This window comes from Moraxella bovoculi (genome assembly GCF_000988745.2).
Classification (GTDB): Bacteria; Pseudomonadota; Gammaproteobacteria; order Pseudomonadales; family Moraxellaceae; genus Moraxella; species Moraxella bovoculi.
In genome coordinates, this window is record NZ_CP011381.2 from 254,806 (window position 1) to 277,060 (window position 22,255).

A 22,255-nucleotide genomic window follows, 5' to 3' on the forward strand; every position below is an offset into this window, starting at 1 on the left:
GATAACCACAAAATAAGCCCGATAATGGGCTTATTTTTATCAGTGAATGAACCGTTATTGTGCGGTTTTGGTGAAATTGGTTAGGTCGTAGCCGTTTTGTTTGGCGATACCAAGATAGCGATCATAGGTAGTGGCATCTAAGGTCTTGTCTCGTGATAGGATCCATAGATATTTATTATTTGGTGTGCCGACGAGTGCTGATTGGTATTTGCCATTTTGCTTTTCGCCCAATGCCAGCACCCAGTAGTCAGCCTGCCCAAAGGGGAGCTTTTTTAGGATAGATGGCAGAAATGATACCTTTAATTTACTGTTGGTCTGATCGATGGCGTAAGCCTCGCCGGTTGCGTCTGTCATTTTGCCTGACTGAGTTTTGCATTCGTTTTTGATGGTGATTTTACCATTCGATTTTAGGGTATAGGTGGCTTTGACGTCAGAGGCGCATTTATTTTGAAATGACATCGGTAGTCGTCCAATCTCGTACCATGTGCCAAGATAGCTGTTCAAATCTACCTGCGGCACGGTGGTGGGCGCAGCGTGAACGATACTGCTGAACGCTAGGGCGGTGGCGAGAAGATATTTTTTCATAGTATGTCCTTGTGTGGTGTTGGGTGGAATGATTGGCAATGAAGCTTGTTTATTTTATTTAAAATCTACATCTGAGCCATTCATCAAAGATCGCTCATTTCTAATGTATCGCATCACCACCCAAAAAGATGTACAGATTTTGTATCTGAATGTGCCTAATCTTTCGGATCGTTAGTTTGACCCAATAAAAAAGCCACACCGAATTCGGCGTGGCTTTTTTATTGGATTGAGTTTAGTGATTAAGCCTTGTTGATTTTTTGCATGGCTTTTTCATATAGGTCGCCGAATTTTTCTTTGGCGGTGTGTACGAATTCATGATCGGCTTGCTCGTCGATCATTGAGCTGATTTTGGTGAACAGCTCTTTGGTTTTTGATTTTTGATACACAGGTAGGCGTTTGCACACTTCTGTGACTTTCTCGCGAACTTCTGCCAATACTTTCTCGTCACCTTTGGCATCTAGGATGTCGCAGATCCAACCTGCCAGCTCAACGCACTCAGCTTCTTTGAAGCCGCGCGAAGTAACAGCAGGCGTGCCTAGACGGATGCCTGAGGTCACGAATGGTGATTTAGGGTCGTTTGGCACAGAGTTTTTGTTCACGGTGATGTGAGCATCGCCAAGCCATTTGTCCGCTTCTTTGCCTGTGATGCCTTGCTTGATTAGGCTGATCAGCATTAGGTGGTTTTGGGTGCCGCCTGATACCACGTCATAGCCACGATCGACGATGGTCTGCGCCATGGCTTGTGCGTTTTTGACGACTTGTTGTTGGTATTCTTTGAACTCTGGTGACATCGCTTCTTTGAAGCAGGCAGCTTTCGCGGCGATGGCGTGCATGAGTGGACCGCCTTGCGAGCCGGGGAATACCGCTGAGTTTAGTTTCTTTTCGATCTCTTCGTTGGCTTTGGCCAGGATTAGACCTGAACGCGGACCGCGTAGGGTCTTATGGGTTGTGGTAGTGACGACGTCAGCGATTTGAATGGGGCTTGGATATACACCAGCGGCTACCAAGCCTGCCACGTGCGCCATGTCAACGAATAGGTATGCGCCTACTTCGTCTGCGATGTCGCGAAATTTTTGCCAATCCATGACTTGTGAATAAGCTGAGAAGCCTGCGATGATCATCTTTGGCTTATGCTCACGAGCCAGACGCGCCACTTCATCATAATCGATCAAGCCATTATCATCGATGCCATAATGCACCGCATTATAGGTTTTGCCTGAGAATGATACGCTGGCACCGTGAGTTAGGTGACCACCGTGAGCCAGGCTCATGCCAAGAACGGTATCGCCTGCTTCTAGTAGTGCAAGATATACCGCAGCGTTCGCGCTAGAGCCCGCGTGAGGCTGTACATTCGCGTAGTCTGCACCGAACAGCTCTTTGGCGCGGTCGATGGCGATCTGCTCGATCACGTCCACGTGTTCACATCCGCCGTAGTAGCGCTTACCTGGGTAGCCTTCGGCGTATTTGTTGGTCAGTGATGAACCTTGAGCTTCCATAACAGCAGGAGAGCAGTAGTTTTCTGATGCGATCAGCTCAATGTGATCTTCTTGGCGCTGACTTTCAGCATCGATGGCAGCGGCAAGTTCTGGGTCGTAAGCGTGTAGTGAGATGTCTTTAAACATGGATATACCTTTTAAAGTGTGGGGAATAAAAAAATCCCCATTAGTGTATCATAATTTGCCAAAAATAACACAGCTGTTTACCGCTTTTGAGCATCAATCTAGCGATAAAATTCATACCATATTGGTGATATCGGTATCATACATTTGCATACCAATCAGCAGCAAATAGACTTTGTATTTTTATTGATGAAATGCATCCAAAAAACGCTCTTCGATTAATAGCTTCCGACCTTGCCAGTCATAGACGGTTGCCCGACCATACCGCCCATCATAATAAAAAATATGCCGATCATAGGGTAGTTTGCGGTTCTTTTTGAACATCACATAGCCGATGGGGGTGCGTTTTAGGTGGCGTAAGCGCTTGGCATCACCAACTAGGCTATTCACAGGAAAGACGCTCTTGGCGCGCACCCATGCAGCTTCGCTGCTGCCGAATAACAGCACTTCACGCACCCAAGCCAAGGCAGGGCGATGAGAAGGTAAGTTTAGTGATTTTTTATAATATAAATCAATGGCTTGATAGCCTTCTTTGATGACTTGCACGCGCAAAGGCTGCCCTGACTTTGCTTCTAGCAGGGCGGTCAATGAACTTTCGGCGGTCAAATAGGGTATCAAATAATCTGGCGGATTCATTTATAAAACAGATCAAAAATATGCAAAAATTTTAGCATAAAAGTGGATTTTTTGGCAGAAATGGCGATTTTTTAAGATAAATTGTTACAAATTTAGGTTAATTTAGGGTTAATTTCTTAAAAATTTTAGGGAATATTTTGATGGTTTTTGTGGGGTTTCACATAACTGACACATGAGAAATTTTGATAAATATTTTGAATTTTCATGAAGTTGCACAGAAATATGATTGAATAATCATCATTTGATGTAATGAAAATTGGTCTATCATTTATTTTTAAAATACCGAACATTATGGTCGCCTATTGGATAAACGCAAAACTTTTGGGTATTCTGTACCTTAAGAATCGCAGGCAACTAATTACCCATCGGTATAGGCAGTGATTTGGTTAGTGCAGCGGGCGCTGTACTGATGACAATCCACCATGGAATCTAGGAGACTATCATGACTTATCAATCAGCTTTAGAACACGTTCGCAGTGTTAAAGAAAAATTGGGTGGCACTTGGGACGCTATCCGTCCAGAAGACGCTGCTCGTATGATTGTTCAAAACCGCTTCAAAACAGGTCTTGACATTGCTAAATACACCGCTGCCATCATGCGTAAAGACATGGCAGAGTACGATGCTGACAACACCAAATACACTCAATCACTAGGCTGCTGGCACGGTTTCATCGCTCAGCAAAAAATGATTGCTAACAAAAAATACTTCGGCACTACCAACAAGCGTTACATCTACCTATCAGGCTGGATGGTTGCTGCACTTCGTTCAGAATTCGGTCCATTACCTGACCAATCTATGCACGAAAAAACCGCTGTGCCTAAGCTAATCGAAGAGATCTACACTTTCCTACGTCAAGCTGACGCAAAAGAGCTAAACGATCTATTCCGTGCCCTTCAAAAGGCTGAAGAAGCTGGCGACAGCGCAAAAGTTAAAGAAATCGAAAGCCAAATCGACAACTTCGAAACTCACGTTGTACCAATTATCGCTGACATCGACGCAGGTTTTGGTAACGAAGAAGCGACTTACCTACTAACCAAGCAAATGATCGAAGCGGGTGCATGTGCAATCCAAATCGAAAACCAAGTATCTGACGCTAAGCAGTGTGGTCACCAAGCTGGTAAAGTAACTGTGCCACACGAAGACTTCCTAGCTAAGATCAATGCAGTACGTTACGCGTTCCTAGAACTAGGCGTTGACGAAGGTGTTATCGTAGCACGTACTGACTCAGAAGGTGCTGACCTAACTCAAAAAATCCCAGTATCTCGTGAGCCAGGCGACCTAGCTTCTAAGTACATCAGCTACCTAGAAACTACTGAAATCGACATCGCTGACGCAAAAGAAGACGAAATCCTAATCAAGCGTGACGGCAAGCTACACCGCCCAACTCGCCTAGCCTCTGGTCTATATCAGTTCCGCGAAGGCACTCAGCACGACCGCGTTGTACTTGACTGCGTAACTTCGCTACAAAACGGCGCTGACATGATCTGGATCGAAACTCCAACGCCAGACGTAGCAGGCATCGCAAGCTTCGTAAACGACATCAAAAAACAAGTTCCAGATGCAAAATTGGTGTACAACAACTCACCATCATTCAACTGGACCATCAACTTCCGTCAACAAGCGTACGATCGCTGGGTTGCTGAAGGTAAAGATGTATCAGGCTACGACCGTGCTAAGCTAATGGACGCACAGTACGACGATTCAGAGTTGGCTCGTGACGCTGACGAAAAAATCCGTACTTTCCAAGCAGACGCAGCTCGTGAAGCAGGTGTATTCCACCACCTAATTACACTACCAACTTACCACACTGCAGCTCTATCTACTCACGAGCTAGCACAAGGTTACTTCGGTGATGAAGGCATGTTGGCATACGTAGCAGGCGTACAACGTAAAGAAATCCGCGGCGGTATCGCTTGCGTGAAACACCAAGCAATGGCTGGTTCTGACATCGGCGACGACCACAAAGAGATCTTCTCTGGTGAGAATGCTCTTAAAGCTGGCGATGCGAGCAAGAACACCATGAACCAATTTGGCGGCTAATCATTCGCTGTCTAAATGACTAATCCAAACGGTGTTCTGCTGTCAAGGTAGAACACCGTTTTTGTTTAAATTTTGATTTTAAGGATAAAATTATGGCTACTACTCGTATTACCAAAGGCGCTCTTGCCATCGATAAGATTCTATTTGATTTTATTGAGAATGAGGCTTTGCCAGCTGCTAAGCTTGACAGCGACGCTTATTGGAAAAACTTTGAACAAGTTGTTCTTGACCTAACCCCAAAAAACAAAGCACTACTTGCTCGCCGTGAAGAGCTACAAGCCAAGATCGATGACTGGCACAAGAATAATCCCTATGAGCTTGGCGCCTATAAGAATTTCTTGACTAAGATTGGTTATCTTGAGCCTGAAGTTGCTGACTTTGAGATCACCACGCAGAATGTGGATGATGAGATTGCGACCATCGCAGGCGCTCAGCTTGTTGTGCCTGTGCGTAACGCACGTTATGCATTGAACGCTGCTAACGCTCGTTGGGGCAGCTTGTATGATGCTCTGTATGGCTTTGATGTGATTTCAGAAGAGAATGGTACAGAGAAAGGCAAAGGCTACAACCCTGTGCGCGGCGCCAAAGTCGTTGAATTCGCTAAGAATTTCTTAGATGAGACATTCCCGTTACAAAGTGGCTCACACGCAGATGCGACCGCTTACACCATCAAAGATGGTCAGCTATCAGTATTATTAGGCGATACCAAGACCACATTAAAAGACAATAAACTTGCTGGTTTTAATGGCGCGACTGACGAGCCAACCGAAATTATCCTAAAAAATAACGGCCTACACGTCATCATCCAAATCGATCCAAATAGCCCGATCGGTAAAGACGACAAAGCAGGTGTTAAGGATGTCGTTCTAGAATCGGCCGTTACCACGATTCAAGACTTAGAAGACTCAGTTGCCGCTGTCGATGCTGAAGAGAAAGTAGAAGGCTATCGCAACTGGCTAGGTCTAATGAAGGGTGATCTATCGGAAACTCTAGAAAAAAATGGCAAAACCATCACTCGTACACTAAACGCTGATCGTACTTATACCGATTTGTCGGGCAACACTCAGACGCTACACGGTCGTTCGGTCATGTTGCTTCGTAACGTGGGTCACCTGATGACGAACCCTGCGATTTTGGTGAATGGCGAAGAGATTTTTGAGGGTATCATGGATGCGCTTGTCACGCCAATGCTGACTGCCGTGGACATCCGTGGTGAGAACACGCTGCGCAACTCTCGCACAGGTTCGATGTACATTGTGAAGCCAAAAATGCATGGCTCTGATGAAGTGGCATTTGCAGTAGAGCTGTTCGAGCGTGCCGAGCAAGCAATCGGCCTGCCTAAGAACAGCCTAAAAATGGGCATCATGGACGAAGAGCGTAGAACGTCTGCCAACCTTAAAAACTGTATCGAAAAAGCACCAGAGCGCACCATCTTTATTAACACAGGCTTCATGGATAGAACAGGCGATGAGATTCACACCGCCATGCATGCAGGCGCATTTGTGCGTAAGGGCGACGTAAAAGGTCAAACTTGGTTCGGTGCCTACGAAGAGCGCAACGTGTCTATCGGTCTAAAAGCAGGGCTTCGTGGCAAAGCGCAAATCGGTAAAGGCATGTGGCCAAAACCTGACGAGTTGGCTGACATGTACCGCGCTAAGATCGAACACCCACAAGCTGGCGCGAACTGTGCTTGGGTACCATCACCTAGCGGTGCGGTAATCCATGCTATCCATTACCATCAGTGTAATGTCATGAACCGTCAAGAAGAGCTTGCCAAGCTTGCCACGCCAAGCCTTGATGATCTTCTGACCATTCCACTTGCCACCGATACGAACTGGACAGCAGACGAGAAGCGTCGTGAGCTTGAGAATAATTGTCAAGGCATCTTGGGCTATGTTGTGCGCTGGGTTGATTTGGGTGTGGGCTGTTCAAAAGTGCCTGACATCAATAACGTCGGTCTGATGGAAGACCGTGCGACCTTGCGTATCTCGTCGCAGCACGTTGCCAACTGGTTGGCTCACGGCGTCGTAACGTCTGATGAGGTGATGGAAGTGTTAAAACGCATGGCGAAAGTTGTGGATGAGCAAAACGCAAGCGATCCTGCGTATCGTCCGATGGCGGATGACTTTGATAATAACATCGCCTTTAATGCTGCTGCTGACCTAATCTTCAAAGGCGCGACACAGCCGTCTGGCTACACTGAGCCATTGCTGCACAAGGCAAGATTGAAACTTAAAGGCTATCAAGGCGACTGATATAAGTTACCTAAATAGCTAACAAAACCCCAAACTTAGGTTTGGGGTTTTTGGTTTAAATGTAGGTTATTTCTCGTTAAGTGGTAAGCTTAATCACAACCTTACCAACCACAAATTCATCCTAAAACCAACAAATAAACACCCCACGCCAAACATGGCGAGCGTCATAATGAACGGACGAGATCCGAATATATCCGCCAGTTTTTTGCCGCTAAATACCAACAGCAGCAAGTACAAAAAGCTGATAAGTTGCAAAATCACTGCTAATACAAAAAACGTCAAAAACGGCTTGTCGTAAGTCGGACTAACAAACTGCACAAAAAAACGACAAGAAAAACAAAATTGCCTTAGGGTTGGTCAGGCTGAGCGACAACGATCGGTGAAAGTAGTTTTGATTTGCCACTTTTGGTGGGTTAAAGCTTTGATTGGCGATGAGATGCCTGTTCTTAAATGTGTGATAAGCCCCGATGATTAGGCGTATCCCAAGGTATGCCAAATAACAGCCGCCAATAAGCTTGATGACATCAAACACGCTGGGGGTAGAGCTTTAGTAGTGTTCCCGCTCCGAACACGGTCGCCAGTATCAGTATTGTATCACCCACCAAGATTCTTGCCATGGTCTGTCCGCCGGCTTTTTTGCCACGAGATGCTGCTACCGATAGACAGTACAGACTGTTGGCGCCAGGCAAGGTAATGATGATGATCACGCCGATGAGATAAGCGGTCAGGTCTGTGATGCCGAACACGGGTTTTCCGTCTAGTTGTGATATACCTCAAGAGCGGGGACGATTTGTTTTTTGCGGCTGACGATGCCTGTTAGGCTAAATAGACCGTCTTGGGCGGCGGTGTTAAATGCCTTGGATAAAATAGTATTTTGAGTATCATCGTAAGCGATGGCATAGCCTGTTCGCTGTGCGATGTCCACGATGGCTATCATCAGGTGGTCAAGTTGCTTTTCTTGTTTTAGGGTTTGGGCGGTCGTGATGAGATCGTCCATTCGTCCGATGATTTGAGGCAGATTCATGGTCTCGATCCCTGCGATGCCCCATTTGCTCGTGCCGAATTGATATTCTTTGTAATCCATCAGTAGGATGTCGCGGGCAGATAGGTGGCTGACGTCACTTTTTGCTAAGAACATGGCTTGGGCGAAATCATCCTTTTGCGATTCGCTCATGTTGGCGATAGCAAGTAGCTCTGCTGCCACCATGCGATCATCATCTGTGGTGGTGGGGCTGTTTAAATTAAGGGTGTCTGATAGAATCGCAGACAGCATGAACGTCGCCAGCAAGGGTGTGATGGTGATGGACTTTTGGATGAACATCTCATACAGGATCGTGCAGGTGCAGCCCACAGGGTAGATGCGAACGTAGGCGGGTTTAGGCGTTGATATGCCTAGCTTATGATGATCGATGATGTATCTGATATCAAAGTCTGCCAAATGCGCAATCGATTGAGTAGGTTCATTATGATCGGTCAAGCCAATCAAGTCGCCCAGGCTTAATGTGCTTAAGGGCTGATTGGGGTCTAAGTAAGGCAAAATCTCAGGTGTCAAACCAGCTAATTCATCAGAATAATGCTGCCAAAGATAATCCAGCACAAACTTCGTCTCAAGGTTTGGCACGCCAAGTCGATAGGGTGTGGCGGCGATGTCTTGAGCATTTAACCAATGAGCGAACGCGAACGCAGAGGCGAACGCATCGGTATCAGGAGAAGTGTGACCAAAAATATGATGCATAATAAGCCTTTATGAATTCGTGCTGTAGTTGGTAGGGTCTTTACCATCTTTGGCGGTGATCGCCTCACCAAAGAACGCCTTCATGACGTTGTCTTTGGCGGTGTTGTAATGCGCGAAGGCTTGGCAGGTGCTGATGAGATCGCCTTGCCATGTTGGGATGATGCTTTTCATTTTGCTGAATCGGTTTACCACCTCAGGCATGGTCTTGGCAAATTCCACCGCGCGCATGGCATCATCACGGTTATTGCAGACCAGCACCATGTCGCAGCCCGCTTCGATGGCGGACTTGACGCGAGCGGTGACATCGCCTGCGACATGAGCAGCTTTCATTGATAGGTCGTCTGAGAATAGCACGCCATCATAGCCTAATTGCTGTCTTAGAATGTCTTGTAGCCAGACTTTTGAGAAGCCTGCTGGCTTGTCATCGATTTGGCTAAATATCACATGCGCAGGCATGAGTGCATCGAGTTTTGATAAGTTATTTTTGAAGGTGATGAGGTCGCAGGTCCATATTTCATCAAGGGTGCGCTCATCCACCGCGTCCGAGACGTGCGAGTCAGGGGCGATGGAGCCGTGACCCGGGAAGTGTTTGCCGGTGGCTTTCATGCCTGTATCATTCATGCCATCGATAAAGCGCGCTGATAGAGCGGTGACAGCCTCTGGGTTGGTATGAAAGGCGCGATCACCAATAACCAGACTGCAACCATCAATGTCCATGACAGGCGCAAAGCTGATATCCACGCCCACCGCGAGTACCTCGCACGCCATTAGGTAGCCCGTATCATAGGCGAGCGATAAGGCAAGCTCTTGATTGTCATCATAAATCTCTCCGAGTCGTCCCATCGCAGGCAGGGGTGTAAAACCATCGCGAAAGCGCGCCACTCGGCCGCCTTCTTGGTCGGCGCTGATGATAAGATTGGGATTGATGGCTCTCATGCTGTCAGTTAAGGCGCGCACTTGGGTAGGGTCTGCCACGTTACGCTTAAATAAAATCACGCCGCCCAATGCGTTATTTGCTAAGAAGTCCTTATCATCGCCGGTTAGGGTCAGACCATCCACGTCCGCCATGATGATGCCAGTTGCCATAACTTACCTTAATGTAGTGAAATAAATTTGCTTATTATACGATGAATTTGGACAAATGTATCAATCGGTAGAAATTTACTCACAAAAACCATCACACAAGCAAGGTTGAGTATGGTAAGATAATGCGAATTTTTCTTAATTTCACCGATTGATAATAACATTGGAATATATTATGAAACAGCAATTTTTATTGTCGGGTGTGGCGACCGCTGTGGTGGGTGTGCTGCTTGCTCAGAGCGTCAGCACTGTGGCGACAGCTTCGGACAAACAAGGCTTTGAGCCAAATGTCGAACAAAAAGTCACCGCCCGTCAGGTGTCGTTGTTGCTCGATCGTGCGCATTATCTAGATCAGCCACTAGACCGCGAAATGGGCAAAAAAATCCTTGAAACTTACTTTGATAATTTAGATGCATCACGCACTCTACTGCTACAGTCGGACGTGGATGAATTCATGGCAAAATACGGCGACACCTATGCTGAGCGCCTAAAACGTGGCGATCTGACAGCAGGTATTGAGATTTTTGAGCGTTATCGCACGCGCGCCAATGAATACTATGATACCGCCAAAGAGATGCTGGCAAAAGATGTTGACCTTCGCACGAATGAGTCCATCATTCTAGATCGCGAAGAAGCGCCACGTTTCGCCAGCAAAGAAGAACAGCTACGCTATTGGCAAAATCAAACCACTTATGCACTGATTAACATCACCTTAAACCAAGAAGATGATAGAGCCAAGGATAAGGCATTTATTGATAATCCTGAACTGTCTCGTGGTCAGGATTTGGTTAAAGGTGAGAAGCGTACGCCGAACGAGATTTTATTAAATCGTATCAATCGTCAGCAGCAGCAGTTGGCGCGCCTAAAAGATGATGAAATCATGGAGGGCGTGCTAAATGCAGCGATGATGGCATACGATCCTCACAGCAACTACTACGCGCCAGTGCAGGCGAACGAAATGCAGATTCAGTCCAATCTACAGTTAGAGGGCATTGGTGTATCCATTCGTCCCGATCGTAAGAACCCTGATTACACGCGTATCATCAGCTTGGTCGATGGCGGCCCTGCCCAAAAAACAGGTCAGATCCGTGCCAATGATCTCATCCTAGGCGTGGCTCAAGATGGTGAAGAGATGATGGATACCATCGGCTTTAGCACGCGTGAGATAGTGGCACTCATCCGCGGCGCAAAAGGCACAACCGTCACCATTAAGGTCAAGCAGCCGAATACGCCTGACAGCTCAGCGCGTAATGTCACCATCGTGCGTGATGTCATCAAGCAAGATGAATCAGGGGTGCATCATCGTATCGTTGAGATGCCGTATGAGGGCGGCGTCAAGCGCGTTGGCGTGCTAGAGATTCCAAGTTTTTATCTTAATTTTCAGGCGCGACGCAGTGGCCTAAGTGCTGATAATTATCGTTCGGTCAGCATCGATACCGAAAAAGCCCTAAAAGCCTTAAATCAAGAGAACATCGATGGGCTTGTGGTTGATCTGCGCAACAACCCTGGTGGTTCACTGGATGAAGTTGCCAAGATGATGGGCTTATTCATCAAAGAAGGCCCACTGGTGCAGATTCGAGATAACCGCGGCAACGTCCAGATTTACGCCGATAAAGACGGCGGTCGTCAGCTATATGCAGGCGATATGTCTGTGTTGATTAATTTAGGTTCAGCATCGGCGTCAGAGATTTTCTCCGCGGCGATCCAAGACTATGGACGCGGTCTGGTGGTGGGTAGCACCACCACAGGTAAGGGCTCAGCTCAGGCGCGACGCGACGATCTGGCGCTTGGTACAGCAGCGATTACCCAGCGGAAATTCTACCGCATCAATGGCGGCAGTACTCAGAATAAAGGCGTCGTGCCAGACATTCCGTTGGTGAACATCTATGAGGGCATTGAATTTGGCGAACGCGAATACAAGAACCCACTTGAGTGGGATACCATTGCAACTACTCAATATACTCCTGAGGGTAAATACAGCCAAGCGTTAATTGAGCGCCTAACCAAAGAATCCAAGGTGCGCCAAGACCAAGACGTGCAGTTTAGATACCTAAGCGAGCTCAATGCCATCCGTGCACTTGATGATGACAAAAAATCTGTCGCTGTGAACATCGATAAGCGCCGAGCTAAAGCCAAAGAAATTGAAGCTTTGACATTAAGAGCTGAGAATGCACGTCGTCAGGCAACGGGTGAGACGCCTTATACTGATTGGGCAACCTATCAAGCAAGCGTCGATGCCTTGGCTGAAGAGCGCGGCGCAATGAAAGAGCATGAGCGCCCAAAATTGCCTGAAGAAGAAGCTTATATCTTTGAGGCGGCGCGCTTAATGTTCGATGCCAAGAAATAACACAAAGCAAAGAAATAAAAAGCCATCATCGTGATGGCTTTTTATTTGGGATTGCAAATGATTTATGACTTGGTTGTGTTCTGAGCGTCTTTTGTGGCATCTTTGCCTTTGATGGGCAGCACAACTAAAAATCGAGTCTTGCCTTGCCATGTGTCTGTGCTAATGTGTCCGCCATGGGCTTCTACAATTTGGGACACTAGGGATAGACCAAGACCTGAACCTTTTTTCTCCTGCTTTAGGCGCACAAAGGGGCTAAAGATGTCTTTGCGCTTATCTTCTGGAATGCCACCGCCCTGATCGATAAAGGCAAGCACCGCAAAGTCTGCTTCTTTTGGTGGTGCGTCTTTTTGGCGAGAGAAACGCAGCAAAGGTTTCTTGGCTGGCTTGGTTGTTTCGCTATTAATCTCAGGGGTAATCTGGGTAAGATTATCTGGAATGTTCTGCGCGCTTGATAAATCTGCCGCTTCGTACAGATAGACTTCAATGGGCGGCACACCATGAATCATGGCGTTATTTAGAAGATTTCTTACCAGATGGGTGAGTAGCTTGGGCTGCGCGATGATGGTCATGGCTTCGGCGGTCAGAGTCACCTCGGGGTAATGCTGACACTCTGTGCGCACCAGATCATACAGATCAACCTGTTCGGCAGCTTGCAGGGCGTGACCTGCATCAAGGCGCGACACCAACAGAATGCTCTCGACCAGATCATTAAGCCCTGTCAGATCTCGATTGATGGCTGCGGCGCGTTTGTCAAACTTTGCCTTATCATTATCATTTAGCTTATGGGCGAGCATGTCCATCATCTCAATCTGCAATCGAATGCGCGTGATGGGCGTGCGAAATTCGTGCGATGCATGAGCAAGCAGAAGGTTATTGGCGTTGATGAGCTGTTCGATTTTTTTGGCGGATTGATTGAAACCGCGTGCCAATGCTGCAATCTCATCATTGCCGTCTTCATTCACGCGCACACTAAAATCGCCATTACCCAGCTTGTCCATCTCTTGGCTCATCTGATTGATTCGCTTTGTGATATTGCGTGCAATCCACCACAGCACCGCCGCCATCATGATGATTAATAGGAGTGTGCCTGTAAATAGGTTTAGCAGACGAGAGAATGGACGTTCTTTTGGTAGGATACGGCTTTCATACCACACCTGATAGCCTGCGCTGTTCTTGATGGTGATGTGGTGGTGCGCAGGAGAGAATATCCCAGGGGCGACATTGTCAATCCACGTGCGTTCTCCGATAAGCTTTGGAGGTAGATCGCTGTTCTCGGTCTGCAGGATGAGCTCTCCTGTGGGGCTGTACAGACCGATTTTGGCATTTAGGCTTTCATCAAAGATGTCAAAGCTTTTTTTGACCACGGCTAAGATGAAACGTGCTTTTAGTAGTTCGTTTTCTTTGGTTAGGGCTTCAGCTTGGGTCACCAAAGGGTCAATCTGTGTGACGATCTGCTCGGCAATGGCGCGCGATCGTACGCTGTCGGAGTTGTTATGCACAAGCTGAGACAGGACAATCATGGCAATGGCAAAAGCCACAATTGCCAAAAAAACGCTAATAAATAAGCGAGCGAAAACAGAGTTTGGGGCGAATTGAAATTGCTTCATAAACTTTAAAAATCACATAAAAAAGACCATCATGGCGATGGTCTTTTATCGGACAGACCTATACTTGGTCGGTCGCGAACTGGTAACCCACACCGCGCACGGTGATGATGCGTTTAGGCTGACGCGGGTTGTCTTCGATGAGTGCGCGCAGGCGTGAGATGTGCACGTCGATGGCACGATCTATATTCTCTGAGCTGTCATCGTTTGGCATGGCTTGCCAAAGTTGTTCGCGATTTAGCACCTTGCCAGCATGGGTTGCAAAGTAATGCAGTAGCTGGAATTGGTGCGTGGTCAGACGTACGATCTTGTCATCAATGGTCACTTCGTGGCTGTCAGGAAATACAGTTAAGCGACCAAATGTTAAACTGCCAGAGTGTAGGTCGGCTTGGTTTGGCGTCTCGTGACGGCGAAGTACCGCACGGATACGCGCAAGCAATTCACGCGGCTCAAATGGCTTAGAGATATAATCATCAGCACCCATCTCAAGGCCTAACACGCGGTCAGTGGTATCACCTTTGGCGGTGAGCATGACAATTGGCACTTTATTGATGTGTAGGTTCTTAGAGCCACGAACTTTTTGGCAGACTTGCATGCCATCCATGTCAGGCAGCATCAAGTCTAGCACGATTAAGCTGATGTCGCGTTCTTTGGCATCTAGTAGGTCAAGTCCGCCTTGGCCTGTGGCGGCGTGATGTACTTCATAGTAGTTCATTGACAGGTAGTCGCTGATTAATTCTGCCAAATCTGGATCATCTTCGATAAGTAAAATTTGTTTATTCATGGATTATCCTAGTTGAGTAAGCTATTTCAAAAATTAAATTAAAATCTAGTGTGTATATCTTGCCAATGTTTGCGTGGCTTGACAAGTGTTAATTTGTAGCAAATAACCCTTTTTATGAAAATTTGCGTAAATTTTCCAAGAATCGCGTAAAACTAAGCGGCTTTTGAAAATTGTCAGTAACAATTCGCATTATCGTGTATTAATCGACGACCACGCGCTTGCCATCGGCTTGCATCGGTAGTTCGACCAAGACAATTAAGCTGTCTTCGGTGATGCCTGATGCCAAGAATCTGCGCGATTCTGGCAGGTATTCGATGATGTGCACGCGCGACAGCGTAAGGCTGGCATCTTGCTTGACCACCCAGATATTCGCGGCGATGGGCGCTTGCGGCTTGTGGGGTGGGGCGTGGAGCTTGGTTAGATCAAGTGGTGATAAGTTGTCATCAACGATGGCGAACTTAGGCACGAGTGCGCCAACGCTAATCTGACCGTATTCCACGATGCCTTTGGCGAACTGTCCTGAGTTGAGTCTGTTGGCGCTGTCTTTTTTTGGTGAGATTTCAACGCTGACATCAATCGTGCTGAATGATTCTGGGCTTTTGGTCACGTGAGCGATTTGTCCGCTAAATGGCGCATCATCAACGCTGATGTCGACGGTTTTTCCGATTTTTAGATGTGGCTTTAGGTAGGCGGGCAGACGGCTGATGAACTGATATTTTGATTCATCAACGAGGGTTAGTAGAGGTGTGTTGGCTTTGATGGTCATGCCAGTATTTAGGCGTAAATTATCCACCACCCCATTAAAAGGCGCGGTCAGTGTGATGATTTGCTCATCTTTTGATGCGCGACTGTCTTGCTCTTGTTCCGCCTCTTCATTGATCGTATGTATTGGCGCTGGTTGAAGATGAGCGAGTATGTCGCCTTTTTTGACAGCGTCACCTGATTTGACAAGAACATTAACCACTGTGATGTCGATCGGCTGAACGAGATTGGTTCTTTGGATGGGTGCGATGATGCCTTGTAAGCCAAAACTGGGCTGATAGCGCGACATCTTGACCGAGGATAGATGTACGCCATTGAGAATAACCTCTTCACCGTCGAAGCGTACGGGGTGGGCGGTAATGTCGTCTTGTAGGAGTTGGTCGCGCTTTTTGGCGGCGGATTCATCGCGGTTGTCGATTTTATTGTCCAGATGTTCTGCCAAATCCGCGCTGTCCATGTCTTGGCAGCCGATGAGTAATGCAAAGAAATAAGGTAAACAATAAATAGCACGCATGATGATTGGTAAGACATGGAATTTTGGATTATCTTAGCATGTTTTTTTATAAAAAATGAGATTTTTTGAAAATGAGAGACGACTGGCGAAATAATAAACGAAAAACTCATGGATTTTTTTTGAGTAATCCGTTAGGCTACAAGGGTGTTTAATTTAACGTGGGAGATTTTATGAGTTCTGCACATCACAAGCTTAACGCCAGTTCTATGCAACCTGTACAAAAATATGCACTTGCCGTGCGTATCTTTCATTGGGCGGGGGCGTTGCTGATCTTGGCAGCATTCATCACCATTAACCAAGGCGATGATTTTATTGGCGTGCATAAATCCATCGGAGCTAGCTTCTTGATTTGGACAATTCTTCGCATCATTACCCGCTTTGCCACCAAAGCGCCAGCGCCCGTACCAGCACCTGCGTTTCAGACGTTGGTTGCGCATTTGGTGCATCTGGCATTATATGTGGTGATGCTTGCCATGCCAATCACAGGCGCACTGATGTCAATGTATGGCGGTCGCGGCGTGAGTGTATTTGGGCTATTTGAGCTGCCGATGATCGTTGGCGTGGATCGTGATATGTCAAAACTCATGAACCTTTGGCATACTGAATTTATCTGGACGGCGATGTGGCTGCTAATCGTGGCGCATATCGGTGCGGCGTTGTATCATCAATTTCTCGTTAAGGATAATCTCATCGCCAGAATGCGCTGATATGCCCTTAGACAACAAAAAACACCCAAATCAAATTTGGGTGTTTTTTGTTGTGAGATATTATTTGCGATCAGGTAGGCTGATGCTCATCTCAAGCATGTCAATATGATCTTCGTGGTGATGGTTGATGTTAACATTGTCTATTTGTACGCCGTTGACATATTTATTGACCACTTCTAGGATCTCGCGCTTCATCTGCTCGATACGATCAGCTGTTAGGCGAGTATTTAGGCGATCAGAGCTTGCCACAATGACCTTTAGGCGGTCTTTGGCGATGTCTGCGCTGCTAGGTGTGTCATTACCCCCAAATAGGGATGCCCAGAATCCTTTTTTCATATTAGCCTCCGAACAGTTTTGCAAAGAAGCCTTTTTTCTTCACGTCTAGGTGGCGCAGTGGGCGCTCTTCACCTAAGAAACGTGCAACGATGTCATCATAGCACTGACCTGCCGCTGATTCAGGGTAGTGAATCACAGGCTGACCGTGGTTAGATGCTTCTAGCACAGCGTTACTCTCTGGGATCACACCAATCAACGGCACGCGTAGAATCTCGTTCGCGATGGTGTCGATGTCCATCATCTCGCCTTGAGCGGCGCGCTCTGGGTTGTAGCGAGTGATCACTAGGTGTTCACGTACGCTACCACCTTCCTCAACTCTCTTGGTGCGAGACTGTAGGATGCCGATGATGCGGTCAGAGTCACGTACGCTAGATACTTCTGGATTGGTGACGATTAGGGCTTCGTCCGCATGATACATGGCAAGCTGTGCACCACGCTCAATACCTGCTGGGCTGTCACAGATGATGAAGTCAAATGCTAAGTCTTCTGACAGTTCTTTCATGACAGCAGCAACGCCTTCGTCAGTCAGTGCGTCTTTATCACGAGTCTGTGAAGCAGGTAGAATGTACAGATTCTCTAATTGCTTGTCTTTAACCAATGCTTGGGTCAGTTTGGCATTGCCGCTAATAACGTCAACAAAGTCATATACGATGCGGTTCTCACAGCCCATGATAAGGTCAAGATTACGCAAGCCCACATCAAAGTCGATGATGACAGTCTTATAGCCACGCTTGGCCAGGCCTGCACCAAAAGATGCGCTCGTGGTGGTCTTGCCAACACCGCCTTTACCTGAAGTTACTACGATGATTTTTGCCACAATGGCACTCCTTAGTTAAATACAATCATTTTATCTATTAAGTTATGCTAATAAATAAAACAAATGCAAATTTATCAAAAAATTATTTAATAAGCATAACATATTTTACCAATTTATGAATAATTTTGCGAAAAATTATAAGTAGTTTCATCAGTAAATTGATAAAAAATAAACAGGTTTTTATTTTTTTTAAATAAAAATGACAATTAGGTATCAATTTTGGTAAATACTAAGCCTTCTTTTTCGTCATAACTGACTTGTACCGCCTCATCGATCATCTCGCTTGGGATGTCTTCTGACAGGCAGTAAGTGCCTGCGACAGACACCAATGTTGGGTTGAATTTCTGGCAGAAGATACGAGCGTCCTTATCGCCTGTCGCACCCGCCACCAATCGACCCAGTCCGCGACCATAGATGTGCAGGTTGCTGTCAGTGATGGCTTCAGCGCCTTGATTCACCCCGCCGATGATGGTGAGGTCGCCACCGAAGTGATGAATACTCTGACCTGAGCGCACCATCTGTGCATAGGTACTGCTTGGCTGAGGCTGGTAGGCGGGTGCCTGTACTGGTGTGCCGACGACTGTGTTGGTATTGTTGTTGGAGTTGCTGTCAGGCTTATTAATCACCGCAGACTTGACAGGACGATCTTCTTTGGCTTGGATGCGTTCAAGTCGTTTGCCATCAGGAGGCAGGATGGCAAGGCGAAGTTGTTTGGCTTGGGTGTTGAGTGCGCCATCGACCACGCCAATCGGCTGCAAACCAAGCTGCCACAAGGTGTCCAGCAGTACTTCTAGGTCTAGATTGACATCGCTGTCGATCACGACGGGGATGTTCGCGGTTGCTGAATTACCTGACAATGCATCGGTCAATTCAGCCTGAATGTCGCCTAGATTATCTGTGGTGATTTTGATTCGGCTGAAGGTCAGCATCTTGCCGAATAACTGAATGGCTTTACTCATGATAATAAACCGTCTCAATGAAATAAAATAAAACGCTAAGATTGTAGCATTTTTTTGGCGTCGAAAGAACACCGCTTTTCTTTAATTGCTTGAATTTCCAACAATATCTATCGCAGTTAGCCTTAGGCTATTGATGTTCTGATACCGCTGCTTTGATTTGTGCGCTATGTTTCCATTGCTGAGCTTTAATTTGTTGTTCAAACGCACTCAGCGCATCTTCGACCACATTAGCAACGAGTTTTTGGAGTGCTGGGCGATCGGTGTTGATGCTTGCCACGCCTTTGGCGATCTGTACCATGAGCGCATCTAACGTCTTATCATCGAACAGGTGCGAATTCACCGAAGTGGTGACATTCTCCCCGATGTTCTTGCCAATGGTGGTGATTTGATTTTCGATGAGATTGCCTGCGATCGGGATGAGTTTTAGGTATTTTTTGAGCTCTGGGGTGTCAATGAGTGCGCGCTCAACCGCAGTCCCGATGTCAGATGAGAGCTGTTCGCCAACTTGATTGTTAAAAGCTAAGCTTAGCTTTGGGCTAAGTTCTGCGCGTAGAAGCTCGAGTATGGCATTTTCAAAGGCGTCACGGTTTTTGTCGATGGTGTCTTGGATGAGCTTGTCGTGAGTCTTGGAGCGTTTGATTTGTTCGCGGATGTTGTCGGTGGCGGTTAGAATCACTCGATCTGACAGTTCTTCCAAAATTACGCCATAGTAGAATCTGGCTGAATTGATCCAACGCTGTGGAATGACCTTGATGCCCACTTCGTGCAGGCGCTTAATGATGATGCCAGCGCGGAGCAGTCTGAGCGCACGCAAGGCAGGGAAACACGCCAACACTTCATACCAATGCACAAAAGGAAAGAAAAACCATCGATGATAAGTGTGGTTCACGATGGCAAGCACCCAGCGTACCGCAAGCTCTGCCACCCACAGTAGCGTAAACATACCCCCAACTGCCGCAAGCGTCTCATGATACTGGTCTTGGTACACCTGCAAAGGTGCGCCAAAGTTCATCCATTCTGCGAGCTTCTCGACGAGCGCACTCATCAGAATGTTATCTATAAAGATTAGTGTCAAGTCCACCACGAGCAGACCGAGCATCAGGATGTCGTAGCCGATTTTAAGTTTGCTTGGCTGATGATCGTCTGAATCACTGCCAAATAAAGGCACGACGTCATTAGGTACTTCGTGAGATTGTGGGATGCTTAGCTCGTCTAGGTCGGGTGTTTGTCGCATAGAATTATCATAAATTAAAAGTATTGGGCTGTTATTATGGTGCTTGGTCAAATTCAGCCAGCATCTCATCGATGCGAGCATCTTTGGCTTGCCAAATCTCATCCAGCCATGAGAACAGTTTGGCTTTTACGTCATCATTGCTGTCGTATTCACCATTTTTTAGGGCGTTAAATAGGTCGTCTTCCATCTTGATGTGGCGAATGTCGACGCCCAGACGGGTAAGTTTGCCCTGCCAAAGATCACTGTATTTAGGCGCGCCATCAGGATAGACGAGCGTCATGTCTAAGATGCCATCTATTTGCTTACCAAGGCTGCTGATGGCAAGTGCAAAACCACCTGCTTTTGGTTTTAGTAGGTGCTTATAAGGTGATTTTTGGGCGGCGTGTTTGGCTTTGGTGAAGCGCGTGCCTTCTAGATAGTTGAGTAACACAAAAGGCTTGTCAGCGAGCAGTCCGCACGCACGTCGTGCTTCGTCTAAGTCGCGTCTGGCAAGCTCTGGGTTTTTGGCGATTTGCTCTTTTGAATGGCGTTTCATCATCGGAAAGTCCAAAAAATAAAACGTCTGACCCACAACAGGGATGTATATCAGCTCATGCTTGGCAAAAAAACGCGTGATCGGCAGGCGACCTTCGCTGGCGTACTGAATGATGCTCGTGTCCACCCATGATTGATGGTTGCAGATGAGCAAATATTTGCCATTTGGGTTTAGGTTTTCAGGCAGGCTGATGCGCCAGTCTTTGGTGGGCAATACCTTATCAATCATGAAATTATTCGAGCGAATCCAATAATCTGCCATGCCGATGACCACTTTGTCGGCGCGCTTTGATTTGCCGAACATCTTAGCAAGTCCGGCCGTGTAAAGTGGCGCTGACAATGCTAAGCTATTGGCTGCGATGCTGCCTGTGCCGATTGCAAAGGAGAGTTTTTGGGCAAGTTTCGGCTTGGTTTCGTGTAATTTTTGAAAAAAAGGCAAGGTCTTACGAGAATTTGCGCTCATGACTGATCCTAAAAATCTTATTTTTAATCAATAAAAGAGGTTCTAAATTGCGCAGGTGGTACAAATTGTGTAACAAAATATGAAAAATTCTGCGAAATTCAAAAATTTAAACGCATTTTATCAAATTTTGATAAAAAAACGGTAAATTTGTCCGAAAAAATCCATTGAAATCTAATTTTTGAAAAATTTTGATACAATATTACTCAGCATTTGTTTCCAAACGACCAAAATTTGAAAGGTAGATTATTGATTCTGGTGAAAAATATTGCGATTTTGGCTACTTGTTGGGTAGCTTTAGGGAATTTCGGTAAAAATCTCCTAAAATTACGGTGAATCTTTCAAGAAAGATAATCAAAAGTACACTGATGAGATACACACTTACAACAGATAAGTAAGTTTTTTCATTCATAATGCAATCAAAGCAAGCGAATTAGTCACCTAATCTGCTTGAGATAACTTCAAAAATTTTAAATTTTATAAAAGACTTAGGGAGTTTAACATGAAAATCAAACTACTTGCTGTAACAGCATTGGCATCTAGCATGGTTATCACAGGCTGTGCGACCACTGGCGGTCCAGTTGTCAACGATCAAACCAAAAAAGCCGGTATCGGCGCATTGGCAGGCGCACTAGGTGGTGCTGCCATCTCTAAAGCGACTGGCGGTGAGAAGACTGGTCGTGACGCAGCGATCGGCGCAGTATTGGGCGCAGGCGTTGGTGCGTACATGGGTCGCCAAGCTAAGCAAATCGAACAACAAATGGCAGGTACTGGCGTTGAAGTACGTCAAGACTCACAAGGTAACATCAACTTAGTAATGCCAGGCAACATCACGTTCGCTCATGATGATGCAACCATCAATTCCTCATTTTATAACAGCCTAAACCAATTGGCACAAACAATGATCCAGTATGATCAAACCACCATCGTCGTGGCAGGTCACACTGACAGCACAGGTGCTGCATCTTATAACCAAGCACTTTCACAACGTCGTGCGGCAGCAGTATCTGACTACCTGGTATCTCGTGGTGTACCAGCATACCGCACCAGAATAGTAGGCTATGGTCAAACTCAGCCTATCGCAAGCAACGCGAACGAGTCAGGTCGTTCTCAAAACCGCCGCGTAGAGCTAACCATCAACGCACCACAAGAACTCCGTTAATTCTTAGCGTTGATCATTAAAAAACAGGTTGGATTATCCAGCCTGTTTTTTTGTGTTGATTTAATTTTTTATGCGGATGAT

The 22,255-nt window shown here is 46.6% G+C and carries 18 protein-coding genes and 1 pseudogene; 5 read left to right on the forward strand and 14 right to left on the reverse strand.

The features are described from left to right. Nucleotides 1-54: 54 nt before the first annotated feature. The 3 genes from AAX10_RS01160 to AAX10_RS01170 form a co-directional block, all read right to left on the reverse strand. Nucleotides 55-585, reverse strand: a complete 531-nt coding sequence (locus AAX10_RS01160; protein WP_046697760.1) for a lipocalin family protein — start codon at nt 583-585, stop codon at nt 55-57. Between the two features lie 239 nt (nt 586-824). Next, the gene (gene glyA, locus AAX10_RS01165) at nt 825-2,207 is read right to left on the reverse strand and encodes a serine hydroxymethyltransferase (RefSeq protein ID WP_046699614.1); all 1,383 of its coding nucleotides are present in this window, start codon (nt 2,205-2,207) and stop codon (nt 825-827) included. A gap of 180 nt (nt 2,208-2,387) precedes the next feature. Further along, nucleotides 2,388-2,840, reverse strand: coding sequence for a chorismate--pyruvate lyase family protein (locus AAX10_RS01170; RefSeq protein WP_046699615.1), 453 nt, complete (start codon nt 2,838-2,840; stop codon nt 2,388-2,390). Between the two features lie 439 nt (nt 2,841-3,279). Between AAX10_RS01170 and AAX10_RS01175 the strand changes: the two genes are divergently transcribed. Then, nucleotides 3,280-4,881, forward strand: a complete 1,602-nt coding sequence (locus tag AAX10_RS01175; RefSeq protein ID WP_036363470.1) for an isocitrate lyase — start codon at nt 3,280-3,282, stop codon at nt 4,879-4,881. Between the two features lie 92 nt (nt 4,882-4,973). Then, complete coding sequence (locus AAX10_RS01180; protein WP_046699616.1) at nt 4,974-7,136, forward strand: malate synthase G; 2,163 nt, start codon at nt 4,974-4,976, stop codon at nt 7,134-7,136. 93 nt (nt 7,137-7,229) lie between these two features. Here AAX10_RS01180 and leuE read toward each other — a convergent pair. The 3 genes and pseudogenes from leuE to nagZ all read right to left on the reverse strand — a co-directional run bounded on the left by leuE (nt 7,230) and on the right by nagZ (nt 9,957). After that, nucleotides 7,230-7,882 (reverse strand): annotated as a pseudogene (gene leuE / locus AAX10_RS10575) (leucine efflux protein LeuE). Nucleotides 7,883-7,893: 11 nt separating this feature from the next. Then, nucleotides 7,894-8,871 (reverse strand): manganese-dependent inorganic pyrophosphatase, encoded by a 978-nt coding sequence (locus tag AAX10_RS01190; protein ID WP_046699617.1) that lies wholly within the window; start codon nt 8,869-8,871, stop codon nt 7,894-7,896. Nucleotides 8,872-8,880: 9 nt separating this feature from the next. Beyond that, a complete protein-coding gene (nagZ, locus tag AAX10_RS01195; RefSeq protein WP_046699618.1) occupies nt 8,881-9,957 on the reverse strand; it encodes a beta-N-acetylhexosaminidase in 1,077 nt (358 codons plus the stop codon). 169 nt (nt 9,958-10,126) lie between these two features. On the opposite strand from nagZ, the gene AAX10_RS01200 reads away from it, so the two are divergent. Then, nucleotides 10,127-12,301 carry a carboxy terminal-processing peptidase gene (locus tag AAX10_RS01200; protein WP_046700534.1) on the forward strand — a complete coding sequence of 725 codons (2,175 nt, stop codon included), beginning with the start codon at nt 10,127-10,129 and terminating at the stop codon, nt 12,299-12,301. 62 nt (nt 12,302-12,363) lie between these two features. On the opposite strand, the gene AAX10_RS01205 is transcribed toward AAX10_RS01200, so the two are convergent. From AAX10_RS01205 to AAX10_RS01215, 3 genes are all read right to left on the reverse strand, one after another. Continuing rightward, a complete protein-coding gene (locus tag AAX10_RS01205) occupies nt 12,364-13,908 on the reverse strand; it encodes a sensor histidine kinase (RefSeq protein ID WP_046699619.1) in 1,545 nt (514 codons plus the stop codon). A gap of 58 nt (nt 13,909-13,966) precedes the next feature. After that, entirely contained in the window at nt 13,967-14,689 is a 723-nt protein-coding gene (locus AAX10_RS01210; protein ID WP_036363481.1) for a response regulator transcription factor, read from the reverse strand. Between the two features lie 199 nt (nt 14,690-14,888). After that, complete coding sequence (locus AAX10_RS01215; RefSeq protein WP_046699620.1) at nt 14,889-15,965, reverse strand: efflux RND transporter periplasmic adaptor subunit; 1,077 nt, start codon at nt 15,963-15,965, stop codon at nt 14,889-14,891. Between the two features lie 170 nt (nt 15,966-16,135). On the opposite strand from AAX10_RS01215, the gene AAX10_RS01220 reads away from it, so the two are divergent. Continuing rightward, a complete protein-coding gene (locus AAX10_RS01220; protein WP_149038821.1) occupies nt 16,136-16,672 on the forward strand; it encodes a cytochrome b in 537 nt (178 codons plus the stop codon). A 60-nt stretch (nt 16,673-16,732) separates the two neighbouring features. Here the strand turns inward: AAX10_RS01220 and minE are convergent, their stop codons facing one another. The 5 genes from minE to AAX10_RS01245 all read right to left on the reverse strand — a co-directional run bounded on the left by minE (nt 16,733) and on the right by AAX10_RS01245 (nt 21,015). After that, the gene (gene minE / locus AAX10_RS01225) at nt 16,733-17,008 is read right to left on the reverse strand and encodes a cell division topological specificity factor MinE (RefSeq protein ID WP_036363487.1); all 276 of its coding nucleotides are present in this window, start codon (nt 17,006-17,008) and stop codon (nt 16,733-16,735) included. Nucleotide 17,009: 1 nt separating this feature from the next. Then, the gene (gene minD / locus AAX10_RS01230) at nt 17,010-17,825 is read right to left on the reverse strand and encodes a septum site-determining protein MinD (RefSeq protein ID WP_046696044.1); all 816 of its coding nucleotides are present in this window, start codon (nt 17,823-17,825) and stop codon (nt 17,010-17,012) included. Nucleotides 17,826-18,031: 206 nt separating this feature from the next. Further along, nucleotides 18,032-18,784, reverse strand: coding sequence for a septum site-determining protein MinC (gene minC, locus AAX10_RS01235; RefSeq protein WP_036363494.1), 753 nt, complete (start codon nt 18,782-18,784; stop codon nt 18,032-18,034). A gap of 127 nt (nt 18,785-18,911) precedes the next feature. Next, nucleotides 18,912-20,018, reverse strand: a complete 1,107-nt coding sequence (locus AAX10_RS01240) for a hypothetical protein (RefSeq protein WP_046699621.1) — start codon at nt 20,016-20,018, stop codon at nt 18,912-18,914. 34 nt (nt 20,019-20,052) lie between these two features. Further along, nucleotides 20,053-21,015, reverse strand: a complete 963-nt coding sequence (locus tag AAX10_RS01245; RefSeq protein ID WP_046699622.1) for an acyltransferase — start codon at nt 21,013-21,015, stop codon at nt 20,053-20,055. A gap of 499 nt (nt 21,016-21,514) precedes the next feature. Between AAX10_RS01245 and AAX10_RS01250 the strand changes: the two genes are divergently transcribed. Beyond that, entirely contained in the window at nt 21,515-22,174 is a 660-nt protein-coding gene (locus AAX10_RS01250) for a YiaD family glycine zipper/OmpA-like lipoprotein (protein WP_036363500.1), read from the forward strand. Nucleotides 22,175-22,255: the final 81 nt, after the last annotated feature.